General features: G+C 59.5%; 18 protein-coding genes. 8 read left to right on the top strand and 10 right to left on the bottom strand.

From position 1 onward, the window contains the following. Positions 1 to 370 precede the first annotated feature (370 nt). The 3 genes from EGT36_RS05480 to fdxA all read left to right on the top strand — a co-directional run bounded on the left by EGT36_RS05480 (position 371) and on the right by fdxA (position 4,372). Positions 371 to 3,454, top strand: a complete 3,084-nt coding sequence (locus EGT36_RS05480; protein ID WP_037090127.1) for a helicase-related protein — start codon at positions 371 to 373, stop codon at positions 3,452 to 3,454. A gap of 4 nt (positions 3,455 to 3,458) precedes the next feature. Further along, positions 3,459 to 3,875, top strand: coding sequence for an RNA-binding S4 domain-containing protein (locus tag EGT36_RS05475; RefSeq protein WP_004444041.1), 417 nt, complete (start codon positions 3,459 to 3,461; stop codon positions 3,873 to 3,875). Between the two features lie 158 nt (positions 3,876 to 4,033). Then, on the top strand, positions 4,034 to 4,372 hold the full coding sequence (fdxA, locus tag EGT36_RS05470; protein WP_004444038.1) for a ferredoxin FdxA: 339 nt from the start codon (positions 4,034 to 4,036) through the stop codon (positions 4,370 to 4,372). 64 nt (positions 4,373 to 4,436) lie between these two features. On the opposite strand, the gene holA is transcribed toward fdxA, so the two are convergent. From holA to leuS, 3 genes are read right to left on the bottom strand one after another with little or no spacing between them, the layout of a single operon-like run. Further along, entirely contained in the window at positions 4,437 to 5,474 is a 1,038-nt protein-coding gene (gene holA, locus EGT36_RS05465; protein WP_004444036.1) for a DNA polymerase III subunit delta, read from the bottom strand. A gap of 11 nt (positions 5,475 to 5,485) precedes the next feature. Continuing rightward, complete coding sequence (gene lptE / locus EGT36_RS05460) at positions 5,486 to 6,031, bottom strand: LPS assembly lipoprotein LptE (RefSeq protein ID WP_006698300.1); 546 nt, start codon at positions 6,029 to 6,031, stop codon at positions 5,486 to 5,488. Then, the gene (gene leuS, locus EGT36_RS05455) at positions 6,024 to 8,654 is read right to left on the bottom strand and encodes a leucine--tRNA ligase (RefSeq protein ID WP_037090130.1); all 2,631 of its coding nucleotides are present in this window, start codon (positions 8,652 to 8,654) and stop codon (positions 6,024 to 6,026) included. The genes lptE and leuS overlap by 8 nt, the downstream gene beginning before the upstream one ends. A 191-nt stretch (positions 8,655 to 8,845) precedes the next feature. Between leuS and EGT36_RS05450 the strand changes: the two genes are divergently transcribed. Beyond that, positions 8,846 to 9,505, top strand: coding sequence for a YggS family pyridoxal phosphate-dependent enzyme (locus EGT36_RS05450; RefSeq protein ID WP_172965625.1), 660 nt, complete (start codon positions 8,846 to 8,848; stop codon positions 9,503 to 9,505). Positions 9,506 to 9,562: 57 nt separating this feature from the next. Here the strand turns inward: EGT36_RS05450 and EGT36_RS05445 are convergent, their stop codons facing one another. Further along, positions 9,563 to 10,264, bottom strand: coding sequence for a DUF1013 domain-containing protein (locus tag EGT36_RS05445; RefSeq protein ID WP_006698297.1), 702 nt, complete (start codon positions 10,262 to 10,264; stop codon positions 9,563 to 9,565). Between the two features lie 230 nt (positions 10,265 to 10,494). Between EGT36_RS05445 and acs the strand changes: the two genes are divergently transcribed. After that, a complete protein-coding gene (gene acs / locus EGT36_RS05440) occupies positions 10,495 to 12,447 on the top strand; it encodes an acetate--CoA ligase (protein ID WP_037090134.1) in 1,953 nt (650 codons plus the stop codon). A gap of 101 nt (positions 12,448 to 12,548) precedes the next feature. Here acs and EGT36_RS05435 read toward each other — a convergent pair whose 3' ends face one another. The 6 genes from EGT36_RS05435 to EGT36_RS05410 all read right to left on the bottom strand — a co-directional run bounded on the left by EGT36_RS05435 (position 12,549) and on the right by EGT36_RS05410 (position 19,066). After that, positions 12,549 to 13,556, bottom strand: coding sequence for a TRAP transporter substrate-binding protein (locus tag EGT36_RS05435; protein ID WP_037090135.1), 1,008 nt, complete (start codon positions 13,554 to 13,556; stop codon positions 12,549 to 12,551). A gap of 39 nt (positions 13,557 to 13,595) precedes the next feature. After that, positions 13,596 to 14,873, bottom strand: coding sequence for a TRAP transporter large permease (locus EGT36_RS05430; protein WP_004444023.1), 1,278 nt, complete (start codon positions 14,871 to 14,873; stop codon positions 13,596 to 13,598). A 4-nt stretch (positions 14,874 to 14,877) separates the two neighbouring features. Further along, positions 14,878 to 15,408: a TRAP transporter small permease gene (locus EGT36_RS05425; protein ID WP_004444021.1), complete on the bottom strand. Its 531-nt coding sequence runs from the start codon at positions 15,406 to 15,408 to the stop codon at positions 14,878 to 14,880. 21 nt (positions 15,409 to 15,429) lie between these two features. Next, a complete protein-coding gene (locus EGT36_RS05420; protein WP_035207985.1) occupies positions 15,430 to 16,590 on the bottom strand; it encodes a fumarylacetoacetate hydrolase family protein in 1,161 nt (386 codons plus the stop codon). A gap of 196 nt (positions 16,591 to 16,786) precedes the next feature. Further along, positions 16,787 to 17,503 carry a FadR/GntR family transcriptional regulator gene (locus EGT36_RS05415; protein WP_035207984.1) on the bottom strand — a complete coding sequence of 239 codons (717 nt, stop codon included), beginning with the start codon at positions 17,501 to 17,503 and terminating at the stop codon, positions 16,787 to 16,789. Positions 17,504 to 17,620: 117 nt separating this feature from the next. Continuing rightward, positions 17,621 to 19,066: an FAD-binding oxidoreductase gene (locus EGT36_RS05410; RefSeq protein ID WP_004444014.1), complete on the bottom strand. Its 1,446-nt coding sequence runs from the start codon at positions 19,064 to 19,066 to the stop codon at positions 17,621 to 17,623. A 200-nt stretch (positions 19,067 to 19,266) separates the two neighbouring features. On the opposite strand from EGT36_RS05410, the gene denD reads away from it, so the two are divergent. From denD to EGT36_RS05395, 3 genes are read left to right on the top strand one after another with little or no spacing between them, the layout of a single operon-like run. After that, the gene (gene denD / locus EGT36_RS05405; RefSeq protein ID WP_037090136.1) at positions 19,267 to 20,253 is read left to right on the top strand and encodes a D-erythronate dehydrogenase; all 987 of its coding nucleotides are present in this window, start codon (positions 19,267 to 19,269) and stop codon (positions 20,251 to 20,253) included. After that, positions 20,250 to 21,152: an NAD(P)-dependent oxidoreductase gene (locus EGT36_RS05400; RefSeq protein ID WP_037090137.1), complete on the top strand. Its 903-nt coding sequence runs from the start codon at positions 20,250 to 20,252 to the stop codon at positions 21,150 to 21,152. Before denD ends, EGT36_RS05400 begins: the two co-directional genes overlap by 4 nt. 9 nt (positions 21,153 to 21,161) lie before the next feature. Continuing rightward, on the top strand, positions 21,162 to 22,946 hold the full coding sequence (locus EGT36_RS05395) for an IlvD/Edd family dehydratase (protein WP_004444006.1): 1,785 nt from the start codon (positions 21,162 to 21,164) through the stop codon (positions 22,944 to 22,946). The last annotated feature ends 107 nt before the right edge of the window (positions 22,947 to 23,053 follow it).

The following is a 23,053-nucleotide window of genomic DNA, read 5'->3' as shown; positions in this document are numbered from 1 at the left end:
CGTAATGCCGAATCCGGCCAAGGACTTATCCGGATTCATAATCTGGTAGAGGCCGTGACTTCGCCAACCAGATATTGCGGAGAACAAAAGCTGAATCACGAGGAGTCAGCGATTCGTATTCGATTCGTTCGCAGACTGTTCCGCAGCCGAATCGATTTCATTTTCGCCGGATTCTTTTTTCTTGTTCAACTATCTGAATCGAAATGGAAAATTTCGTTGACTGGTCGCCTTGTAGCACTTTGCGGGTGAGGCCTATTGCCTTTGTCGGCAGGCGTTGCCATGTGTGGTGCGTGCGGCCCATACCGTTGATGTGGGTGGCACGCCAAGCAGATGAAGTCGATTCGCGGATAGTACGTTGAATTTTCGCCCCATGATCCTGAGCGGCCGCGGTGTCACGGCCGTTCTCGGCCCCACCAACACCGGCAAGACCCATTACGCGATTGAGCGTATGGTGGCGCATGGCAGCGGTGTCATCGGCCTGCCGCTGCGCCTTTTGGCGCGCGAGGTCTATACCCGTCTGGTCGAAAAGGTGGGGGCGCCCAATGTGGCGCTGATAACCGGCGAAGAAAAAATCTCACCCCCAAAAGCCAAGTATTCTGTTTGCACAGTGGAAGCCATGCCGCGCGAAACGACGGCCGCCTTCGTTGCAATCGATGAGGTGCAGCTGGCAGGCGATCTCGAACGCGGGCATATCTTTACCGACCGGGTTCTGCATCTGCGCGGTCGGGAGGAAACGCTGCTGCTGGGGGCGGGCACGATGCGCCCGATCCTCGAAAAGCTGCTGCCGGGAATTACCGTGGTGGAGCGACCGCGTCTGTCGCAGCTTTTTTATGCCGGCCAGAAGAAGATAACCCGCCTGCCGCAGCGCACGGCGATTGTCGCTTTTTCCGCCGATGAGGTCTATGCCATTGCCGAACTGGTGCGCCGCCAGCGGGGCGGCGCGGCCGTTGTGCTAGGCGCGCTTTCGCCCCGCACGCGCAATGCGCAGGTGGGTCTCTATCAGTCCGGCGATGTCGAATATCTGGTCGCGACGGACGCTATCGGCATGGGCCTTAACCTTGATGTCGATCACGTCGCTTTCGCGCAGGACCGAAAATTCGACGGTTATCAATTCCGCAATCTCAATCCGGGCGAAATCGGCCAGATCGCCGGCCGCGCCGGCCGCCATCTTCGTGACGGCACCTTCGGGGTGACAGGCCGGGTCGACCCGTTCGATGACGAACTGGTGGAGCGGATCGAGACGCATCAGTTCGATGCGGTGAAGGTGTTGCAGTGGCGGACGAAAAACTTCGATTTTTCCTCTATCGCCAATCTGCGTGCGAGCCTTGACGCTGCGCCGGCGATCCAGGGGCTTTCGCGCGCCCTGCCGGCCATCGACCAGCAGGCGCTGGAGTATCTGTCCCGTTATCCCGAAATCATCGACGTGACGACGACCGATGCACGGGTGGAAAAGCTCTGGGAGGCCTGCGCGCTTCCGGACTATCGCCGTATCGCCCCGGCGCAGCATGCGGATCTGATCTCCACGCTCTATTTCGACCTCGTCAAGCGCGGTACGGTGAACGAGGATTTCATGGCCGAACAGGTGCGTCGCGCCGACCGCACGGATGGAGAGATCGATACCTTGTCTGCGAGGATTGCGCAGATCAGAACATGGACTTATGTATCGAACCGCCCAGGATGGCTTGCCGATCCGACACACTGGCAAGAAAAGACTCGGGAAATCGAGGATCGATTGTCCGATGCGCTACATGAAAGGTTGACGAAACGCTTTGTTGATCGCAGGACATCTGTGCTCATGAGGCGCCTGAGAGAGAATGCGATGCTTGAAGCTGAAATCAGTGTAAATGGTGATGTCTTCGTAGAAGGTCATCACGTCGGCCAATTGGCCGGGTTCCGGTTCACGCCGGTGCCGGGAATGGAAGGGCCGGATCAGAAGGCCGTGCAGGCTGCGGCGCAGAAGGCGCTCGCGCTCGAATACGAGGCGCGTGCCGCGCGTCTGCACGCCAGTGGAAATGGCGATCTCGCTTTGAGCTCCGATGGTCTGGTTCGCTGGCTGGGCGAGCCGGTTGCCCGTCTTTCGGCCGGCGACAATATCATGAAGCCGCGGGTGATCCTGCTGGCCGACGAGCAGTTGAGCGGTAATGCCCGTGATCACGCGCTCGCGCGGATCGAGCGTTTCGTCAACCACCAGATCGCAACCGTGCTGAAGCCGCTGGATGATATCTCCCGCGCGGAAGACCTTCAGGGTCTCGCAAAGGGTCTCGCTTTCCAGCTGGTTGAAAATCTCGGCGTGCTGTTCCGTCGTGACGTCGCGGAAGACGTGAAGTCGCTGGATCAGGACGCGCGTGCTTCCATGCGGCGTTACGGCGTGCGTTTCGGCGCCTATCATGTCTTTTTGCCTGCGCTCCTGAAGCCCGCTCCGGCAGAACTTGTGACGCTGCTCTGGGCCTTGAAGAATGATGGTCTTGGCAAACCGGGTTATGGCGACCTTATTCCCGTCCTGGCTGCAGGCCGCACCTCGGTCGTTACGGATGCCAGCTTCGAGCGCATGTTCTACAAGCTTGCCGGTTTCCGTTTCCTCGGAAAGCGCGCGGTGCGTATCGACATTCTCGAGCGTCTGGCCGATCTCATCCGTCCGCTGCTGCAGTGGAAGCCCGGCCAGCAGCCGCGCCCCGAAGGCGCTTATGATGGCCGTCGTTTCACGACAACGACCGCGATGCTTTCCATTCTCGGCGCAACGCTCGATGACATGGAAGAAATCCTCAAGGGCCTCGGTTACCGTGCCGATCAGGTGACGGCGGAAGAGGCGCAGGCCTTCCTCGCCAGCCAGGCAGGCGCCACTGTGCCGGCTGCCCCGGAAACGACGGCGGGCGAAGAGGATAGCGCTGAGACCGAGCAGGACGAGCCGGCTTCCGAAGAGCAGGCCTCCGAAGCGGTTGCTGTTGTGGAAGGCGACGTTACCGAGGCGCCCGTCGCGGAAGCCGCCGGTGAAGAGGCTGCTGCAAATGAAGCGGCTCCGGCGGAAAGCGGTGAGGCCGCCGAGCCGAAGCCCGTGCTTCTGTGGCGTCCGGGTGGCCGCAATGAAAACCAGCGTGGTGAAAACCGTCGTCCCGGCAATCGTGGCCAGGGTCGTGAGCAGGCAGCGCGCGAGCAAGGCGAGCGACGCGGCGAAGGCCGCCGTGACAATCGCGACGGGGCAAATCGCGATGCAGCCAATCGTGGCGGCGAGGGCGAGCGCAAGCGTGACGGCGGCCGTCCCGATCGAGGCAACAACCGCAATAATGATCGTCATGATCGTGGCGAGCGCAAGGACAGGCCGGAGCGCAGCGACCGTGGCGGAAAGCCGCAGGGCCAGCAGCGTTTCGAGGCCAAGCCACCGCGCAAGGAAAAGCCGCTGGACCCGGATTCGCCTTTCGCAAAGCTCGCTGCCCTCAAGGAGCAGCTGAAGAAGTAAGCCTATGGGAAACAGCGAGCAGCCACTGGAAAGCACGCGTCAGCGTCTGGACAAGTGGCTGTTCTTTGCCCGCATGGCTAAATCCCGTTCGCTCGCCCAGAGCTACGTTCAGTCGGGACAGGTGAAGATCAATGGTGTCGTCGTCCGCCAGCCCAGTCATGCGGTGAAGCCCGGCGACAGGCTGGAAATAAGCTTCGAGCGGATGGACAGGGTCGTGGTGGTGAAGTCGGGCGGGACGCGGCGCGGCCCCTATGAAGAAGCCAGACTTCTCTATGACGATCAGACGCCGCCGAAGGAGCCTTCCGACAGGCTGACACTCCTTGAGCAGGCAATGCGCCAGCCGGGCAGCGGACGCCCGACGAAAAAGGAGCGCAGAGCGCTCGACAGGTTTCTGTCCGACAGCGACGGCAGTACAGATTAGAATAAACCTCCAAGTCAGCACCGTTTTTCAGAATTGTTTATCCTTGCTATCTGCAAGCAAAGGCATTACGTCACTTGCGAAATTGCCCTGTCTGAATTCCGGGCGACGGCTTGTGTTCCGAAGCCCAAAGACCCGGCCTGCATATTCTGGAGTTCATCATGACATATGTCGTGACCGACAATTGCATCCGCTGCAAATATACCGATTGCGTTGAGGTCTGCCCTGTCGACTGCTTTTACGAGGGCGAAAATTTCCTCGCCATCAATCCCGACGAATGCATCGACTGTGGTGTGTGCGAACCGGAATGTCCTGCCGAGGCCATCAAACCCGATACGGAGCCGGGTCTCGACAAGTGGCTGAAGCTCAATGCGGAGTATGCCGCGATCTGGCCGAACATCACCATCAAGCGCGACCCGATGCCGGAAGCCAAGGAAATGGATGGTGTCGAAGGCAAGCTGGAGCTTTATTTCTCTGCTGAGCCCGGCAAGGGCGACTGACCGCAGATTTGCGACGGTCTTGCACTAACATTTGAAAAGCCCTCGTCTGCACGAGGGCTTTTGTTTATCCGCCGCGGCCGGATTGCAGCGTGGTGGATAATAGTGTCAGTAGGGCCACGCTTTCCTCCAGACTTTGACGCTGGCGGCTTTGCAGGATGGCCGCCTGCAGTCGGTTCATCTCGCGCGCGATCGCCGCTGGCTGCCATGTGCGTAGCGCTCTTTCGATGACCGGTTTCCGGCGAAAATGGATATGGCGTCCAAGCGTCTGCATGACCTGACCGGCCTGCTGCTTTTTCTCATCCATCTCCGCGCGCATCTGATCGAGCAGCTGGAATTGCTTGAGGCACCCCTGAAGCACGAGGAAGATCGGCGTCTTGGAAGAAATGATCTTCTGAGTGGCATGGAAAAACGCGTTTCTGTCACCCTTCAGGATGGCGTCAACGGCGTCGTCGGCTGAAACCGTACTGGCATCACCGATGATGGCCAGAACATCGTCTTCCTCGATTACCTCTGCGCCGCGGCAATAAAGTGCCAGCTTGCGGATTTCGTTTCGTGAAGCGATACGGTCGCCCCCCAGCGATTCGATAAGCCGTTGCCGCGCGGCAGGCGCGATACGCAAATTGTCGCCCGAAAGTTCCTGGTCTATCAACGCGTTCAGTGCGCGCGCATCGTCCGCGTAACAGGGAATGGCTGCGATGGATCGAGCTGGTTCCGCGATCTTGCGCAGCCCCGTGCCCTTCTTGATGTCGCCTGCTTCGATGATAAGGAAGCTCGCTTCCGGCGGCGTTTCCGCCAGAATCTGGAGGGCATCCACCAGCGCCTTTTCAGCTGACGCGCCCTTGACCCAGACAAGTTTCTCGCCGCCGAAAAGACCAATGGCGTTCACCTCATCCAGCAAACGCCCCGGGTCGCCCTGGAGATCGGACGCAGTCAGTTTCAGCGACGCAAAAGCGTCGTCGGGATCTATCCCCGTCTTTTTGGCGATGAGGGTTGCGCGTTCTGATACGAGACCGCGATCCGGCCCGTAGAGTACGAAAACGCGAAAGCGCTCCGCCGGATTCTCGGCGAAGCGCTCGAATTCATGGGACTTTATCTCCGCCACGGCCGCCGCTCTCAGCGGCCGAGCGTGGCGGCGATATCGGTGCGGATGATTTCGGCAAGTTCGCGCGCCGCACGGTTTTCGGCGTCGCGGGTCGCCCGGATCTTGGCGAATTCCTGCTGTGGCAGATCCACCTGCGCCGTCACGCTGCGGCGTGCGGAGCGCAGGATCTGACCGTCGGAAATGCGCGTCAACACGTATTGGCCGCTCATGATGACACGGCCTGGATACGGCCCGTCGTAATTGTTGTTCGTCCGTGTGGTTAGGTCGTAATTCTGCACCTCTGTCGAGGAAGCGCTCGAGCTGACCGAAACCTTGACGTTATATTGCGCCGTCGTCGGCTGCCCAGCGCCGCCAGCCAGAAGGAAGATTAGCTGGTTGCGAACTTCCTGTCCAACTCTGCCGCCGATATCGGAGACGCTGACGGCCGCCAGCCTTTCCTTGGTCCCGGAAGCCTCGCCATAGAGCGGGCGCACCTGGCAGCCCGCCAGAAGACCAGCCATCATCACGACGGAAATTGCTGCCGCGACGCGGCTCCATCTCGAAAAAACGTCAGACAACAATGTTCACAATCCTCTGCGGAACCACGATGACTTTCTTGGGCTCGCCGCCGGCAAGAAGAGATTTGACGGCGTCCAGAGCAAGGGCAGCCGCGCGGACCGCATCTTGATCCGCATCGCGCGCGATTGTCAATTCACCGCGCTTTTTGCCATTGACCTGCACGGGCATGACCACATCGTTTTCTTCCACCAGCGACGGCACGAAGGTCGGCCATGGCGTCTCAGCCACCAGGCCTTCATTGCCCAGCGCCGACCAGCATTCTTCCGCCAGGTGTGGCGTCATGGGGGCGATGATGCGGATCAGGATTTCGACGGCGTCACGCGCTGCTGCCTTGACGTCGTCGGACTTGCCACCCGCCGCGACATCCGCAAGCGGACCGGCGAGCGCGTTGACCAGTTCATAGATGCGGGCAATGGCCTTGTTGAAGGCGAGCTTGTCCAGATCTTCCTGAACAGCCTTCAGCGTCTTGTGGGCCGCCTTGGAGGCCGCCAGCCCTTCACCCTCGGCTGCAGGCTTCGGCCTGACGGATTTCAGCTCTTCGGCAGCTTCACCGATGATGCGCCAGACGCGTTGTACGAAGCGGTTCGCGCCCTCGACGCCCGATTCGGACCAAATCACATCACGATCCGGCGGCGAGTCCGACAGGACGAAAAAGCGTGCGGTATCGGCGCCGTACGATGCGATGATATCATCGGGATCGACCACGTTCTTTTTCGACTTCGACATCTTCTCGATCGAGCCGATCTTCACCTCTTCGCCGGATGACAGCAGGAAGGCGCGGCGTGTGCCGTCGGTTTCCTCAATCCGCAGATCTGCAGGTGGCACCCATTCGCGTGCAGTGCCTTCACCACGGCTGTAGGTCTCATGAACCACCATGCCCTGGGTGAACAGGCCCTTGAAGGGTTCCTTGACATCGACATGGCCTGTTTCGCGCATCGCACGGGTGAAGAAGCGCGAATAGAGCAGGTGCAGGATCGCGTGCTCGATGCCGCCGATATACTGATCCACAGGCAGCCAATGATTGGCGACCTTCGGATCGGTCGGTGCATCTTCCCAGGGTGCCGTGAAGCGCGTGTAATACCAGCTGGAATCGACGAAGGTGTCCATCGTGTCGGTTTCACGACGCGCGTCATGGCCGCATTGCGGGCAGGCGACGTGACGCCAGGTCGGATGCCGGTCCAGCGGGTTGCCGGGCACGTCGAAGGTCACATCGTCGGGCAGCTTGACGGGCAGGTCCTTTTTCGGGACCGGCACGACGCCGCAGACTTCGCAATGAATGACCGGGATCGGGCAGCCCCAGTAACGCTGGCGGGAAATGCCCCAGTCGCGCAGACGGAAATTGACCTTGCGCTCGGCCTGAGGCGCGTTGTCCAGCGTCTGCGCCGACAGCTTCTGCACGACTGCCTCGAAGGCATCCGTCGTTTTCATGCCATTCAGGAAGCCGGAGTTAATCATCACGCCGTCGTCGGTGTAGGCGGTGTCATCGACCGTGAAGCTTTCCGCATCCGGGCCCTCAGGGGCGACGACCGCCACGACCGGCAGGCCGTATTTGCGGGCGAAGTCCAGGTCGCGCTGGTCGCCGGAAGGGCAACCGAAGATCGCGCCGGTACCGTAATCCATCAACACGAAATTGGCGACGTAGACCGGCAGTTCCCAGGTCGGATCCAGCGGATGGACGACTTTGACGCCGGTATCGATGCCTTTCTTTTCAGCCGTTTCCAGCGCGGCCAGAGAGGTTCCATGGCGGCGGCATTCATCGCAGAATTCGGCGATCGCAGGATTTTTTTCCGACAGTTCTTTCGCCAGCGGATGGTCGGCGGCAATGGCCAGGAAGGAGGCGCCGAACAGCGTGTCGGGGCGTGTGGTGTAAACCGTGATGTCAGAGAAGCCTTCCGGTGCCGTGTCAGCAACAGTCTGCCAGCGCAGCGACAGGCCTTCGGAACGGCCGATCCAGTTCTTCTGCATCAGGCGCACTTTTTCCGGCCACTGATCCAGCGTGTCCAGCTCGTCCAGCAGGTCCTGGCTGAAATCGGTGATGCGGAAGAACCATTGCGTCAGCTCGCGCTGTTCGACCAGCGCACCGGAGCGCCAGCCGCGGCCGTCGATGACCTGCTCATTGGCCAGAACGGTATGGTCGACCGGGTCCCAGTTGACCTTCGACTGCTTGCGGTAGACCAGACTCTTTTCCATGAAGTCAACGAACAGTGCCTGCTGGCGATGATAATATTCCACGTCGCAGGTCGCGAATTCGCGCGTCCAGTCCAGTGACAGGCCCATGGATTTCAGCTGACCGCGCATGGTGGCGATGTTCTGGTAGGTCCAGTCCTTGGGATGAACCTTGTTCTGCATGGCCGCATTTTCGGCCGGCATGCCGAAGGCGTCCCAACCCATCGGATGCAGGACGTTGAAACCGCGGGCACGCTTGTAGCGGGCGACGACGTCACCCATGGCATAGTTGCGGACATGGCCCATGTGGATGCGACCCGACGGATAGGGAAACATCTCCAGAACGTAATATTTCTCACGCGGATCGCTGTTGTCTGTCACGAAGACCTTGTCTTCGTTCCATTTTTGCTGCCAGCGCGGCTCGGCGTCGCGAGGATTGTAACGTTCGATGGCCATTGTCTAAAATTCCGGGTATCGAGGGGAAAAATGTGCGCTGACCTTCACCATGAAACGACCGGGGCGTCAAGTTTGGCGGGGCGTTCGGACGTTCAATCTTGGCCAGCGTGCCTCAAATGGTGCTAAAGCCGCTTGGCATCAAGGCGATCGGCGTCTAGTTAGCGGTTCGAACGGTTAAAAAAGGTCTTGTGATGGAAATCGAAGCACGACTTCAGGATGTCAGGCAGCGCATTGCGAATGTGGCGGAAAAATCCGGCCGCAAGGCGGCAGATGTTGCCCTCGTCGCGGTATCGAAGACCTTCGAAGCAGAGGCGATCCAGCCGGTCATCGATGCCGGCCAGCGCATGTTCGGAGAGAACCGCGTGCAGGAAGCGCAGGGCAAGTGGCCGGCGCTGAAAGAGAAGACTGATGGCATAGAACTGCATCTGATCGGCCCGTTGCAGTCCAACAAGGCTGCGGACGCCGTGGCATTGTTTGATGTCGTCGAAAGCGTCGACCGCGAAAAGATCGCCCGCGCGCTTGCCGAGGAATGCGGTAAACAGGGCCGCAGCCTTCGTTTTTATGTGCAGGTCAATACCGGGCTCGAGCCGCAAAAGGCGGGCATCGATCCGCGAGAGACCGTCGCTTTCGTGGCATTTTGCCGGGATGAGTTGAAATTGGCGGTCGAGGGGCTGATGTGCATTCCGCCGGCAAATGAAAATCCCGTTCCGCATTTTGCGTTGCTGGCGAAGCTTGCCAAGCAATGCGGCTTGGAAAAACTCTCCATGGGCATGTCCGGTGATTTCGAAACGGCCGTCGAATTCGGCGCGACCAGTGTTCGTGTGGGCTCGGCGATCTTCGGCACACGATAAGGCCATAAACAAAAAACCCGGCACTCAGGCCGGGTTTCGAGCATTCGAAAACGTCGATCAGTACTGATCGTCCTCGTCTTCGTCCTTCTGCGTGGATTTCAGCGAGGAGAGCTTCTTGAAGACTGCATCGGCGTCGATCTGTTCGTCTTCTTCGCGCTGGAAGTTGTAATCCAGACCTTCCGTTGCCGTCGCCGGCTGCAATGTGTTGTCCAGCTCTTCGGCGGTCGGCAGCGGACGGCCACGCGAGGCGCGTTCAACTTCTAGGTCGAGATCGATCTGGCTGCAGAGGCCGAGTGTGACCGGGTCCATCGGCGTCAGGTTTGCCGAGTTCCAGTGGGTGCGGTCGCGGATTTGCTCAATGGTCGACTTCGTGGTGCCGACGAGACGCGAAATCTGCGCATCCTTCAGTTCCGGGTGGTTGCGAACGAGCCAGAGAATGGCGTTTGGACGGTCCTGACGCTTGGAAACCGGCGTGTAACGCGGACCGCGACGCTTGGATTCGGGCACGCGCACCTTTGGCTCGGAAAGCTTCAGCTTATGGTTCGGATTGGCTTCAGCGCGGGCAATCTCGTCGCGGGAAAGCTGTCCGGTGGCGATAGGGTCGAGGCCCTTGATGCCCTGCGCGGCTTCACCGTCGGCAATTGCCTTGACTTCAAGCGGGTGCAGTTTGCAGAACGTGGCGATCTGATCGAACGACAGCGCGGTGTTGTCAACCAGCCATACAGCCGTTGCCTTTGGCATGAGCAATTGTTGAGCCATAGATACAGTCCTTCTGTCCGTCCGCGCCGGTGTCGCGGGCGTGGTATCAACCACTGATTTCCGGGATATTGCCGCTCTATAACCGGATTGCATCATAATTGCAATTCTTTGCGAAACAAATGACCTTTGTCTAATTGCCGTGTGCAATTGACCTGCTATGAATTCAACACATGCCTGAGGTGGGAGTCTCGGGCCGCGTCAGAAGCCATACCCGGTTCCAGGAGGAGTTCATGTCTGCCAAAATCTACCCGGTGCTCAAGTCGGCGAAAGCCCGCACGCTCATTGACAATGAGCGTTACCAGAAATGGTACCAGGAGAGCGTCGAGGATCCAGAAAAATTCTGGGACAAGCATGGCCGTCGGATCGACTGGTTCAAGCCTTACACCAAGGTCAAGAATACGTCCTTCAAGGGCAGGGTGCCAATCAAGTGGTTCGAGGACGGCCTCACCAACGTCTCCTACAACTGTATTGACCGGCATCTGAAGACGCATGGCGAGCGCACCGCGATCATCTGGGAAGGCGATAACCCCTATATCGACAAGAAGGTCACCTATAACCAGCTTTATGATTACGTCTGCCGTCTGGCGAATGTGCTGAAGAAGCATGGCGTCAAGAAGGGCGACCGCGTCACCATCTATATGCCGATGATACCGGAGGCAGCCTATGCGATGCTCGCCTGTGCGCGCATCGGGGCGATCCATTCGGTCGTTTTCGGCGGTTTCTCGCCGGAAGCGCTGGCGGGCCGCATCGTTGACTGCCAGTCTACCTTCGTCATTACCTGCGATGAAGGGGTGCGCGGCGGCAAGCCGATACCGCTGAAAGAAAATACCGACAAGGCGATCGATATCGCCGCCAAGCAATACGTCATTGTCAACAAGGTTCTTGTCGTTCGCCGCACCGGCGGCAAGACCGGCTGGGCGCCGGGCCGCGACATCTGGTACCACCAGGAAATCGCCACGGTGAAACCGGATTGCCCGCCTGTGAAGATGCGTGCGGAAGATCCGCTGTTCATCCTCTATACGTCGGGCTCTACCGGCAAGCCAAAGGGCGTGCTGCACACCACGGGCGGCTACCTCGTCTATACGTCGATGACGCATGAATATGTCTTCGATTACAAGGATGGCGAGGTCTACTGGTGTACGGCCGATGTCGGCTGGGTCACGGGACACTCTTATATAGTCTATGGACCGCTGGCCAATTGCGCGACGACGCTAATGTTCGAAGGTGTTCCCAATTTTCCGGATCAGGGCCGTTTCTGGGAAGTCATCGACAAGCACAAGGTCAATATTTTCTATACGGCGCCGACAGCGCTCAGATCGCTGATGGGTGCGGGTGACCAGTTCGTCCAGCGCTCGTCGCGCTCCAGCATCCGTCTTCTCGGCACCGTGGGCGAGCCGATCAACCCGGAAGCATGGGAGTGGTATTACCATGTTGTCGGTGAGGACAAGAGCCCGATCGTCGATACATGGTGGCAGACGGAAACCGGCGGCATTCTCATCTCGCCGCTGCCGGGTGCGACCGATCTGAAACCCGGCTCGGCGACAAGGCCGTTCTTCGGTGTGCAGCCGCAGCTTGTCGATGCCGAAGGCAATGTGCTGGAGGGGCCGGCGGACGGCAATCTCTGCATCATCGACAGCTGGCCGGGCCAGTCGCGCTCCGTCTATGGCGATCATCAGCGCTTCATCGACACCTACTTCTCCACCTACAAGGGCAAGTATTTCACCGGTGATGGCTGCCGGCGCGATGAGGATGGTTATTACTGGATCACCGGCCGCGTCGATGACGTGCTGAACGTTTCCGGTCATCGTCTCGGCACGGCCGAGGTGGAATCGGCGCTGGTGTCGCATCATCAGGTTTCGGAAGCGGCCGTGGTGGGTTATCCGCATCCGATCAAGGGGCAGGGCATCTATTGTTACGTCACGCTGATGGCGGGGCAGAACGGCGACTATGCGCTGCGCGAAGAGCTGGTAAAACACGTGCGCAACGAGATCGGACCGGTTGCGACACCCGATAAGATCCAGTTCGCGCCCGGCCTGCCGAAGACCCGTTCCGGCAAGATCATGCGGCGCATCCTGCGCAAGATCGCCGAGGATGATTTTGGTGCGCTGGGAGATACGTCGACGCTCGCTGATCCTGCTGTCGTCGAGGACCTCATCGCCAACCGGCAAAACCGCACGGCGTGAAACGAGAGGCTGCTTCGGCAGCCTTTTTCTATTGACTGTCCTCACAAACAAAAACACCCGGAGGCGAACCTCCGGGTGTTTTTCATCGTAGGCTGTAAGGTTTACTGGCCGCGAATCTTCTTGAGGTCCGCCAGAACGGCGTCAACGACGTCGGCGCCGATTTCAGCCTTGTGCTTTTCGTAAACGACCATCGACTTTTCGCGGATACGCGCCTGCTCTTCGGCAGACAGCGAGTTCACCTCGAGGCCGGCCGCCTTGATCTTTTCCAGCGACTTCTGGTTCAGTTCGCGGATGACCTTGCGCTCTTCGTCACGACCCACGACTGCGCATTCGCGCAGGGCTGCCTGTTCTTCCGGCGTGTAGCTGTCGAAGATCGGCTTGGAGAAGAGGAAGAGGAACGGCGTGTAAGCGTGGTTCGTCTCCGTGATGTACTTCTGCACCTCGTAGAACTTCGAGGTGTCGATCGTCACATAGGGGTTCTCCTGGGCATCGATCGCGTTGGTCTCAAGCGCCGAGAAGACTTCGCCGAAAGCCATCGGCGTAGCGTTTGCACCGAGGTTCTGGAAGGTGTCGAGGAAGATGTTGTTCTGCATCACGCGGACCTTGAGGCCGGAGAAATCTTCCCACTTGTTGACGGCATGCTTGGAGTTCGACAGGTTGCGGAAGCCGTTTTCCCAGTAAGCGAGGTTTACAAGGCCCTGTTCTTCCAGCTTCTTGTTCATCATGTCGCCGAAGGCGCCGTCCATGACGGTATCGGCTTCCTTGGCATTGGCGAAGAGGAATGGCAGGTCGAAGACGCCAAGCGACGGGATGAGACCGACGAGCGGCGAGGACGACGTGACGACCGCTTCCTGAACGCCGGAGCGCAGGGCCTGTGTCGCCTGAAGGTCACCGCCGAGAGCACCACCCCAGAATGCCGTCAGTTTCAGCTTGCCGCCGGACTTGTCGTCGAGGCAGGCCTGCATGGCCTTGATGCCGTTGCCGACGGGATGATCCTGGTTGATACCGTTCGAAACGCGGATGTTGCGGCTGTTGAATTCGGCCATTGCCGGCGCTGCCGCGCCAACTGCGAAGGCGATTGCCGTGGTGGTCAGAAGAAGCTTTCTCATAATATCCTCCCTTGGATTGTGGTCGAGAAAAAGTTTCACTTAACGTAGGTACTGCAGAGGCACGAGGACGATGTCCGGGAAAATCACCAGCAGCGCCAGCACGATGGTTTCGGCGACGAGGAAGGGCCAGACACCGATCGTGACCTTGCCGAGCGGGATGCGGCCGACGCCGCTGACGACGTTCAGCACCACGCCAACCGGCGGGGTAATCAGGCCGATGGCGTTATTGATGATGAAGAGAACACCGAAATAGACCGGGTCGATGCCCGCCTGCTTGATGATGGGCATCAGAACTGGCGTCAGGATCAGAATGGTCGGCGTCAGGTCAAGCGCGGTGCCGACGACGAAGACCAGCACCATGATGACAGCCATCAGCAGCATCGGACGGTCGATCAGCGGCTCGATGTAACCGGCAACTTCGTTCGGAATGTTCGCAGCTGTGATAAGCCATGCGGAGACGAGGGCCGCGCAGACCAGGAACATGATGATCGAGGTGCTCTTGGCGGCGCGCAGGAGCACGTGGAACAGGTCCGCCGGCTTCAGTTCGCGGTAGATCACCATGCCGACGAAAAGCGCATAGGCGGCAGCCACGACGGCGGCTTCCGTCGGCGTCATGATGCCGGCCTTGATACCGCCGAGGATGATGACGGGCATGCCGAGCGCCCAGCCGGCGCGGGCCGTGGCTGTAACGCGTTCCTTGGCCGTGGTTTTCGGCAGCGGCTTGACGTCATCCTTGCGCACCACGATCAGCCAGGCGACGATCAGTGAGATGCCCATCAGAATACCGGGCACGATACCGGCAAGGAAAAGCTGGGTGATCGAAACGTTAGCGGCGACACCGAAGACGATGAACGCCATGGACGGCGGAATGACCGGGGCGATGATACCGCCGGCTGCGATCAGGCCGCCGGAGCGCGGAATATTGTAACCGGCCTTCGCCATCATCGGGATGAGGATTGCGGCAAGGGCTGCGGTATCGGCTGCGGCCGAACCGGAGATGCTGGCCATGATGATGGCAGCGACGATGGCCACGATGCCGAGGCCGCCCCTGATATGGCCGACCAGCGCGATCGCAAAGTCGATGATGCGGCGGGACAGGCCGCCGGAATTCATCAGTTCGCCAGCGAGGATGAAGAAGGGAATGGCAAGCAGGGTGAAGGTGTCTGCGCCCGAGATCATGTTCTGCGCGATGATCGCGGTGTTGAACATGCCCATATACCACATGAGCACGACGCCACAGAACATCAGCGAGAAAGCGACGGGAACGCCAATGGCCATGGCTCCCAGAAGAGAGCCGACAAAAACGAAAAGTGTCATGGTATCAGCGCTCCGAAAGCTGTTCGATCGTCAGGTTCTCGCCCGCAAACTGGGCGATTTCGTCTTCCGTCACGCGGCCCGTCAGAAGGCGGTACAGGCGTTCCAGCGCGATGACGAACATCAGGCCGCCGGTGAACATGCCGATGCCATAGACCCAGATCATGGAGAGCTTGGTGACCGGGGCGTGCATGCTGGCGTTGATGCCGGACTGTTTCCAGGTGCCCCAGAAGAAGATGGCGGAACAGGCCAGGATGATGATGTTCGAGATGATCATGCAGACGATTCGGGCGCGGCGCGACAGAAACATCACGAGCGTTTCAATACCCATATGGCTGTTCTCGCGGAAGGTCAGTACCGCGCCGAGGAAGGTCAGCCACACAAAGAAGTAGCGTGACAGCTCTTCCGAGACATTGATGCCGGAATTCATCGTGTAACGCATGACGACGTTGACGAAGACCATGATCGACATGCCAGCAAGCAGCGCGACGAGAATGATTTCGAGAATCCGGTAAAAGAGATTGATGGTCTTTTGCATTTTCCCCTCCCGAAGAAATATCTAGAGTAGCCCTCGTTTCGCCAGGTTGCGCATCAGTGCCGCGGTGCCGAACGTCCATTCCGGGCATTCGTCAGTCGTCGTGACCCAGTTGATCAGCTTACCGAGCTTGGGCGTGGAGATTTCGACACGGTCACCCTTTGAATGGGTGAAGCCGAGACCTGGGCCATGGCGGTCCTTTACCGGCGCGAACATCGTGCCAAGGAAAAAGACTGCGCCGTCAGGATATTGGTGGTTACGGTTCAAGAGCTGCGAAGCGAGGTTTTCGGGCGTGCGGCTGATCGCCTCCATGGGGCTGACGCCCGTCATGGTGAAACCATCCTCTCCTTCGACCAGAAGAGAAATCTGCGCCTTCTTCACATCTTCAATGCTGAAGTTGCCATCGAACAGGCGGATGAACGGGCCGATTGCGCAGGAGGCATTGTTGTCCTTCGCCTTGCTGAGCAGCAGGGCGGAGCGGCCTTCGAAATCGCGCAGGTTGACGTCGTTGCCGAGCGTCGCGCCGACAATGCGACCGTCAGAGGTGATGGCCAACACCACTTCCGGCTCAGGGTTGTTCCACTGCGATTTGGGATGGACGCCGATCAGGGCACCGCAGCCCACTGAGGCCATGGCCTGCGCCTTGGAGAAGATTTCCGCATCCGGGCCGATGCCCACCTCCAGATATTGCGACCAGAGGCCCATTTCCTGGAGCAGTTTCTTCACTTCGGCAGCTTTTTCGGAGCCGGCCTCAAGTCCCTTGAGATTGTCGCCGAGAACAGGCGCCAGCCGTCCGCGAATTTCCTGCGCACGCAGCGGATCGCCTTTGGCCTGCTCTTCGATTACGCGTTCCAGCATGCTGTCGGCGAAGGTGACACCCGCAGCCTTGACGGCCTGAATATCGTTGGGAGCGAGAAGTTCGCCGGCTGAGCCGTCCAGAAATGCGTCCAGTGCGCCTAAGGCGACGAAAGCACCGGTGTCCTTGAGCTGCTCCACCAGGTCGGTCTTCTCCAGAAGCTCTGACATGGTCGGAGAAACAGATGTGAGGTCATAAAGCACGCCATCCTTGAGGAGGACGGGGCAGGGGCCGCCTTCGCTTTTCGACCAGACGCGGCCGACGAGCAAAGCGTTTTCATAATCCTCAGGCAAAATTGCGGTAGCGTCGATCGACCTTACGCCGGCCATGTATATCCTCCCCTTTCAGACTTCCGACAGGCCGCCTCCTGCGGTCTTATTGTCTGGATGTCTGACAACCTAATCTTATTCTTCTTAGTATGACTTTTCGAGCGAGTCTAGCGGTCTCGCGGACAAATTTCTCATGTATCGCTCATGAAGCGCGGAAACCTGTCCTATAGCTTGACTGCCAGCGCCTTTTTTCCAGTCAAAATATATCCAGCTCCAGATTGACGCGGCTTGCCGCACCGATCAGATGCTTGCGCATCGCGTTCTTGGCCGCGGGCGCATCAGCTTTTTCCACGGCCTCGTAAATTGCCACATGTTCGGCAATCGTTACCTCGAGAATTTCCCCAAAAACCGCCCGGGAGAAAGCGATGTTGATGGCGGAACTGATGCGCTCCGCAATGAAGCCGAGGAACATCAGGAAATATTCGTTTTGTGTGGCCTCAGCCAGAATACGGTGGAAGTCCAGATCGGCGGCAACGCCTTCCGTCGACCAATCGTCGGCGGTTTTCATCTTTTCCAGTGCCGCGGCCAGTCGCGCCAACTGCTGCGGGCTACGATGCAATGCCGCCAGCCCTGCTGCTTCTATTTCCAGCGGCATGCGAAGCTGGAAAAGATCGCGGAAGTTCTCCGGATCGTTCAGTCGGGAGCGCTCGATACGGATGGACAGTCTCTGCCTGGGATCGGTGACGAATGCGCCCACGCCCTGCCGGGTTTCGACGAAACCTTCATTGCGCAATTGTGCTATCGCCTCGCGGATGACAGAGCGGCTCACCCCGAAGGTTTTTGCCAGCACATGTTCAGTCGGCAGCCTGTCGCCCGGCCCGAGTTTCGAATCGTTGATCTCGCGTGCGATCTCTGCGGCGATGCGGCCGGGGAGATGATCGTTGCGATGTATCTGATTGAACTCCAGCGTCATGGTTGCTCCCGTTCCACAGAAACGATTGGTTCGTTTTTCCGCTGCAGACGACTTCCTCCTTCGCCGTCAGCGGGGTTTTTTAAGGCGGCGTTTTCAGCCGCCTCTGCCGTACCTTGATTAGCTATCCGGTTGCAGGGTTATCTGGCAACCGGGATTCATCCGCAAATCAGGGTCGAAGGTGTTTTTCAGGCCAGTGATCATCCGCCGCTGCACATCAGATAGCCGGCTTTCGAAATCCGAGCGTTTCAACCGGCCGATGCCGTGCTCGGCGCTGATGCTGCCGACGTAACGGTCGAGGACGTCATTGACGAGCGTTTTGGACTTGTAGATGAATGCTTCGCGCTCTTCCGGCGTCGAGCCGTTAGGCGGCAGTACGTTGAGGTGGACGTTTCCGTCTCCCACATGGCCGTAGGAAACAGCGAGGCACTCCGGCAGTTTTTCCGCCAGTTCCGCTTCAGCTTCGGCCACGAAAGCCGCGAGTTTTGACAGCGGTACGGAAATATCGGTGCGCATATGGCTGCCGCGCAGCGCCTGGCCTTCGTTCATGCCTTCGCGGAATAGCCAAAGCGATTGCGCCTGCGCCCGTGACGATGCGATGACGCCATCCAGCACCAGCCCATCTTCCATGACGCCTTCGAGGAAGCGGCCCATCAGATCTGCCGTGTCGACCAGGCCGGAGCCTGAAATTTCCATCAGCACATAGGCTGGGTAGTCACCGGCGATCGGCATTTTAAGGTCGGGGATTGCCTCGATTGCCAGCGTGAAGGCGACCGGCGGCATAAATTCGAAGGCAGACATCAGGTCGCAGCATTCGCGACGGGCGCGACGGTAAAGCTTGATGGCATCGTCAAGCGAATTGAGGCCGAGCAGCGCCGTTTCGACGTGTTCCGGATTGGGATAAAGCTTGACGGCAACGGCGGTGATAATGCCGAGCGTTCCTTCCGCACCGATGAAAAGCTGCTTCAGGTCGATGCCGCGATTATCCTTGCGCAGCGTCGACAGCCCATTCCAGATAGTGCCATCCGGTAGCACCACTTCGAGACCCAGGACCAGTTCGCGCGTCATCCCGTACCGCAGCACATTGATGCCGCCGGCATTTGTGGAGACATTACCGCCTATACGGCAGCTACCCTGGGCCCCAAGTGATAGCGGGAAGAACATACCCTTGTCCTGCACCGCGTCCTTGAATTCCGAGAGAATGCAGCCCGCTTCCACGACGGCGGAAAAATCGTCGCTGTCTATGGTGCGGATGGCGTTCATGCGCTCGAGGCTCAGAACGACCTGGCGTTTAGGCGCATCAGGAATGCCGCCGAGTACAAGACCGGTATTGCCGCCCTGAGGGATGATGGCGAGTCCGAGTTCGGCGCAGGCGCGCACCGTATCAGATACTTCCTCCGTCGACCGGGGACGGATCACGGCTACAGCCGAACTGGTGACGTCGCCATGCCAGTCCCGGCAATAACGCAGCATGTCCTCCGGCGACGTGAGCACCAAAGCCTCGCCCAACCTGTTCTTCAGCGAGAATCGCAATTCCCCGATATCGTGTTCGCTGACGATCGTCATTCCACCCTCTCCGCTCAATCCGCCCTGAAATGTCCGGGCAAGGCTTCTTCGCCCTTGCTTTTGCCGGTTTGTGAAAAAATACTATTTTCAACTCGATCATATAAGGTTATCAGACAACCTTACAAGCTAATTTATCGGTCGGTTGGCTGATGATGTTTTTTCGGTCTCGGGAGAACGACCGGGACAAAGAGGAGGAAGACATGCATATCGCAATTATTGGCGCCGCTGGCATGGTGGGCCGCAAGCTGACGCAGCGTCTCGTCAAGGACGGGTCACTGGGTGGCAAGGCGGTGGAGAAATTCACGCTTATCGACGTGTTCCAGCCCGAAGCGCCTGCCGGTTTTTCCGGTGCCGTCGATGCGCGCGCGGCCGATCTTTCCGCATCTGGCGAAGCCGAAAAGCTGGTCGAAGCCCGTCCGGACGTCATCTTCCACCTTGCCGCCATCGTCTCCGGCGAAGCCGAACTCGATTTCGACAAGGGCTACCGCATCAATCTCGACGGCACGCGTTATCTCTTCGATGCCATCCGCCTTGCCAACGGCAAGGATGGCTACAAGCCGCGCGTGGTCTTCACCTCCTCGATCGCCGTCTTCGGTGCGCCGCTTCCCTATCCGATCCCGGACGAATTCCACACCACGCCGCTGACCAGCTACGGTACGCAGAAGGCTATCTGCGAATTGCTCCTGTCCGACTACAGCCGCCGCGGTTTCTTTGACGGCATCGGCATTCGCCTTCCCACTATCTGCATTCGTCCCGGCAAGCCGAATGCGGCTGCCTCCGGCTTCTTCTCCAATATCCTGCGCGAGCCGCTGGTTGGCCAGGAGGCGGTTCTGCCGGTGCCGGAAAGCATTCGCCATTGGCACGCCTCGCCGCGTTCCGCCGTCGGTTTCCTTATTCATGGCGCCACGATCGACGTCGAAAAGGTCGGCCCGCGCCGCAACCTATCGATGCCGGGCCTCAGCGCCACCGTCGGCGAACAGATTGAGGCACTGCGCAAGGTGGCGGGGGAAAAGGCCGTCGCCCTCATCCGTCGCGAGCCGAACGAGATGATCATGCGCATGTGCGAAGGCTGGGCACCCGGTTTCGAAGCCAAGCGTGCCCGCGAACTGGGCTTTACGGCGGAAAGCTCCTTCGAAGAGATTATTCAGGTTCATATTGAGGACGAACTGGGAGGTTCACTGAAATGAGTGGCGGCGGGGAGGAGAAGAAGCGCTCGGTCGCCTTTATCGGCACCGGCCTGATGGGAGGGCCGATGGCCCGGCGCCTGCTGGGTGCGGGCTTTTCGGTCACGGTCTGGAACCGCAGTGTCGATAAGGCCGAGGCTCTTGTTGCCGATGGCGCGGTCGTCTCGGCATCGCCGGCAGATGCAGCCAAGGGCGCCGATATTGTCATCACCATGCTGAGTGACGGCAAGGCCGTGGGCGAGGTGCTGTTCGAGGCCGGCGTGGCCGAAGCGCTGAAAAAGGGGGCTGTCGTCATCGACAGCAGCTCGATTGCGCCGCCGATCGCGCGTGAACACTCCTCCCGGCTTCAGGCGCTTGGCATCCATCACGTTGATGCACCGGTTTCGGGCGGTGTGCCGGGCGCGACGGCCGGTACGCTCGCCATCATGGCCGGTGGAGACGAGGCGCTGATCGCGGATCTTGCTGATGTCTTTGCACCGATGGGCCGGCTCACCTATGTGGGTCCCTCGGGTGCCGGCCAGCTCTGCAAGCTCGCCAACCAGCAGATCGTCGCCATTACGATCGGCGCGGTTGCCGAAGCGATGATGCTGGTGGAAGCGGGAGGAGCCTCTCGCGAAGGTTTCCGCAACGCCATACGTGGCGGCTTTGCCGAAAGCCGGATACTGGAATTGCATGGCGAACGCATGGTAAAGCGCAATTTCGTGCCGGGTGGTCCATCCAAATTCCAGCTCAAGGATCTGAATGGCGTGTTGGCAACCGCGAAGGACCTGTCGCTTACCCTGCCGCTTACGCAGCAGGTGACGCGGGAATTCGACGACTTCGTTGGTGACGGCGGTGCCGATATCGATCACAGCGGCATCCTGCTTTACCTCGAAAAACTCAACAACCGCGAACAGGGCTGAGGCAGGCTTATGAGCGACGAGAAGACACCCATGCGCCGGCTGCGATCGCAGGACTGGTTCGACAATCCTGATCATCTCGACATGACGGCGCTCTATCTGGAGCGCTTCATGAATTATGGCGTAACGCCGGAAGAACTGCGTTCCGGCAAGCCGGTGATCGGCATCGCCCAGAGCGGCAGCGATCTTACGCCCTGCAACCGCGTCCATGTGGAGTTGGTGAAGCGTGTGCGCGACGGCATCCGTGATGCGGGCGGTATTCCTATCGAATTCCCGACCCATCCGATGTTCGAAAACTGCAAGCGCCCGACGGCAGCGCTCGACCGCAATCTTGCCTATCTCAGCCTCGTAGAAGTGCTTTACGGTTATCCGCTCGACGGTGTCGTGTTAACGACGGGCTGCGACAAGACCACGCCCTCGGCACTGATGGCGGCGAGCACGGTCGATATTCCGGCCATCGTGCTCTCCGGCGGGCCGATGCTCGACGGTTATCATGAGGGCGATCTGGTCGGTTCCGGCACTGTGATCTGGCGCATGCGCCGCAAATATGGCGCTGGCGAAATCACCCGAGAGGAGTTTCTGCAGGCGGCGCTGGAATCCGCGCCATCGGTCGGGCATTGCAACACCATGGGCACGGCGTCGACCATGAACGCCATCGCGGAAGCGCTCGGCATGTCGCTCACCGGCTGCGGTGCAATCCCCGCCGCTTACCGTGAACGCGGCCAGATGGCCTATCGCACCGGCCGCCGCGCCGTTGAACTGGTTGTTGAGAATATCAAGCCCTCGGACATCATGACGCGCGAAGCCTTCCTGAACGCGATCCGCGTCAACTCGGCGATCGGTGGCTCTACCAATGCCCAGCCGCATCTCGCGGCCATGGCGAAACATGCGGGCGTTGAACTCCGTGAAGAGGACTGGCAGGTCCACGGTTACGATATTCCGCTGTTGGCCAACATACAGCCGGCCGGCAAATGGCTCGGTGAGAAATATCACCGCGCCGGCGGCACGCCCGCCATCATGTGGGAGCTTCTGCAGGCGGGCAAGCTCGATGGAAGCTGTCGGACCGTGACCGGTAGAACTGTGGCGGAAAATCTGGAAGGTCGGGAATCGACCGACCGAGATGTGATCCTTCCTTATGACAAGCCGCTGAAGGAACGGGCAGGTTTCCTGGTTCTCAAGGGCAATCTGTTCGATTTCGCCATCATGAAGACGAGCGTGATCTCGGCGGAGTTCCGGCAGCGCTATCTCAACGAGCCGGGGCACGAGGGAATTTTCGAGGGCAGATGCGTGGTTTTTGACGGTTCGGAAGACTATCACGCCCGCATCAATGATCCGTCCCTCAATATTGATGAGCGTACCATTCTCGTCATTCGTGGTGCGGGGCCGCTTGGCTGGCCCGGCTCGGCCGAGGTCGTCAACATGCAGCCGCCGGATGCGCTTTTGAAAAAAGGAATCACCAGCCTGCCGACGATCGGTGACGGCCGGCAATCGGGAACGGCGGACAGCCCGTCCATTCTCAACGCCTCGCCCGAAAGTGCGGCCGGCGGTGGCCTGGCCTGGCTTCGCACGGGCGATGTGATCCGCATCGACTTCAACAAGGGCGAGTGTAACGTGCTCGTGCCGGATGAGGAGCTTGCAGCCCGCAAGGCAGACGGCATTCCGGCTGTTCCCGCGGATGCGACGCCCTGGCAGCGCATTTATCGTCAGTCGGTAACGCAGCTTTCGGACGGCGCGGTTCTGGAAGGCGCTGCGGATTTCCGCCGCATTGCCGAGAAGATGCCCCGGCACAATCATTGATCACACGACCAGAATCCCCGGCCACGTCCGGGGATTTTTCTTTTCAGGCGGTTTCGTAAATGCGTGTGACCTCATAAGGTGCCTGCACATCCGCATTATAGGGGCAG

Origin of the sequence: Agrobacterium sp. FDAARGOS_525, from assembly GCF_003938925.1 — a bacterium.
Lineage (GTDB): Bacteria > Pseudomonadota > Alphaproteobacteria > Rhizobiales > Rhizobiaceae > Agrobacterium > Agrobacterium pusense.
The sequence above is the reverse complement of the archived record's forward strand: the minus strand, read 5'-3'. Positions and strand labels throughout refer to the sequence as shown.

What these genes read in the sequence shown, in the direction of transcription:
- EGT36_RS05480 (WP_037090127.1), top strand. Translation starts at nt 371, where the DNA reads ATGATCCTGAGCGGCCGCGGTGTCACGGCCGTTCTCGGCCCCACCAAC.
- EGT36_RS05475 (WP_004444041.1), top strand. Translation starts at nt 3,459, where the DNA reads ATGGGAAACAGCGAGCAGCCACTGGAAAGCACGCGTCAGCGTCTGGAC.
- fdxA (WP_004444038.1), top strand. Translation starts at nt 4,034, where the DNA reads ATGACATATGTCGTGACCGACAATTGCATCCGCTGCAAATATACCGAT.
- leuS (WP_037090130.1), bottom strand. Translation starts at nt 8,654, where the DNA reads ATGGCCATCGAACGTTACAATCCTCGCGACGCCGAGCCGCGCTGGCAG.
- EGT36_RS05450 (WP_172965625.1), top strand. Translation starts at nt 8,846, where the DNA reads ATGGAAATCGAAGCACGACTTCAGGATGTCAGGCAGCGCATTGCGAAT.
- EGT36_RS05445 (WP_006698297.1), bottom strand. Translation starts at nt 10,264, where the DNA reads ATGGCTCAACAATTGCTCATGCCAAAGGCAACGGCTGTATGGCTGGTT.
- acs (WP_037090134.1), top strand. Translation starts at nt 10,495, where the DNA reads ATGTCTGCCAAAATCTACCCGGTGCTCAAGTCGGCGAAAGCCCGCACG.
- EGT36_RS05435 (WP_037090135.1), bottom strand. Translation starts at nt 13,556, where the DNA reads ATGAGAAAGCTTCTTCTGACCACCACGGCAATCGCCTTCGCAGTTGGC.
- EGT36_RS05430 (WP_004444023.1), bottom strand. Translation starts at nt 14,873, where the DNA reads ATGACACTTTTCGTTTTTGTCGGCTCTCTTCTGGGAGCCATGGCCATT.
- EGT36_RS05425 (WP_004444021.1), bottom strand. Translation starts at nt 15,408, where the DNA reads ATGCAAAAGACCATCAATCTCTTTTACCGGATTCTCGAAATCATTCTC.
- EGT36_RS05420 (WP_035207985.1), bottom strand. Translation starts at nt 16,590, where the DNA reads ATGGCCGGCGTAAGGTCGATCGACGCTACCGCAATTTTGCCTGAGGAT.
- EGT36_RS05415 (WP_035207984.1), bottom strand. Translation starts at nt 17,503, where the DNA reads ATGACGCTGGAGTTCAATCAGATACATCGCAACGATCATCTCCCCGGC.
- EGT36_RS05410 (WP_004444014.1), bottom strand. Translation starts at nt 19,066, where the DNA reads ATGACGATCGTCAGCGAACACGATATCGGGGAATTGCGATTCTCGCTG.
- denD (WP_037090136.1), top strand. Translation starts at nt 19,267, where the DNA reads ATGCATATCGCAATTATTGGCGCCGCTGGCATGGTGGGCCGCAAGCTG.
- EGT36_RS05400 (WP_037090137.1), top strand. Translation starts at nt 20,250, where the DNA reads ATGAGTGGCGGCGGGGAGGAGAAGAAGCGCTCGGTCGCCTTTATCGGC.
- EGT36_RS05395 (WP_004444006.1), top strand. Translation starts at nt 21,162, where the DNA reads ATGAGCGACGAGAAGACACCCATGCGCCGGCTGCGATCGCAGGACTGG.